This window comes from Streptomyces sp. NPDC001450, assembly GCF_053597295.1.
In genome coordinates, this window is record NZ_JBSFHY010000151.1 from 1 (window position 1) to 1,314 (window position 1,314).

The window sequence follows — 1,314 nt, forward strand, 5'->3', positions numbered from 1 at the left end:
ACCGCGGGCTTCTTCGCGGACCTGCATGCGTCACCACCAGGGTACGGCTGCTGATCCCCACGGGGCAGCGCCCACCCCCGAAGCGAAGAGGGAGATTCCGAAGCTCACCCGCGTTCACAAGATCCTGATCGGGCTGGTTACGGCTGGCGCGGTCGTCATCGCGGCTATCGGCTTCGCAGGCTCGTACGACGCGGTCCGCAAACTCGCTGTGGAGCAGGGTTTCGGCAACTTCTCCCTCGTCTTCCCCATCGGCATTGACGCGGGAATCGTGGTCCTGCTCGCGCTGGACCTCCTGCTGACCTGGATCCGCATCCCGTTCCCGCTGCTGCGGCAGACCGCTTGGCTGCTGACCACCGCGACGATCGCATTCAACGGCGCGGCGGCATGGCCCAACCCGCTCGGCGTCGGCATGCACGCGGTCATCCCGGTGCTGTTCGTCGTCTCCGTGGAAGCGGCCCGGCACGCGGTCGGCCGGATCGCGGACATCACCGCCGACAAGCACATGGAAGGCGTACGCCTCACCCGCTGGCTGCTCTCCCCGGTGCCCACCTTCAAGCTGTGGCGCCGGATGAAGCTGTGGGAGCTCCGCAGCTACGAGCAGACCATCAAGCTGGAGCAGGATCGTCTCGTCTACCAGGCCCGTCTCCAGTCCCGCTTCGGGCGCGGGTGGCGGCGCAAGGCGCCGGTGGAGGCGCTGATGCCGCTGCGGCTCGCCAAGTACGGTGTCCCGCTCGCGGAGACGGGGCCGGCGGGACTCGCGGCCGCCGGGATCGAGGTTCCTCAACTGGAGCGCGTGGACGTCCGCCCGGAACTGACCACGGTGCCGCACCAGATGGTCCGCGAGGACGTCCTGCCCCATCATCACCGCCATGGCAACAGGCAGGCACAGCAGCGGGAGCCTGAGCCGAGTCTCGAGCAGGGCGAGTACGAGGCCTTCGAGGCGTACGCCCGCGAGCAGGGGGAGTTCCCTACCCCCGAGCAGCTGGCGGAGCTGGCGCAGGTCCCGGTGGCAGCGCGCAGGGACGGGCGGCCGCCGATGGTGCAGGCGCGCGTCGGCTGGTTCGAGAAGGACCTCGTGCCGGACGCGGACGAGGCGGAGCTGTCGCCAATTGGCGACAGTCCCGAGCCGCTCGACAACGTCGGGCCGCTGCCCGAGCCGGGGCCTGGGCCGGAAGCGGAGGGAGTCGAGCTGACGGGGGTGGACCTGCTGGAGCACCGCTACCTGCAGCTGTCCCCGGAAGAGCGCGGACGGTCCGCAAGCGCAATCGCGCGGCTTTTGTACGAGGGATCGGGCTTCACGGTGGACACGGCCCG

Annotated in this window: 1 protein-coding gene; it reads left to right on the forward strand. The window is 69.8% G+C overall.

The window, feature by feature from the left end:
* Positions 1 to 25 precede the first annotated feature (25 nt).
* The coding region (locus ACWC5O_RS45475) for a DUF2637 domain-containing protein (RefSeq protein ID WP_450781403.1) at positions 26 to 1,314 on the forward strand (1,289 nt) is incomplete at its 3' end.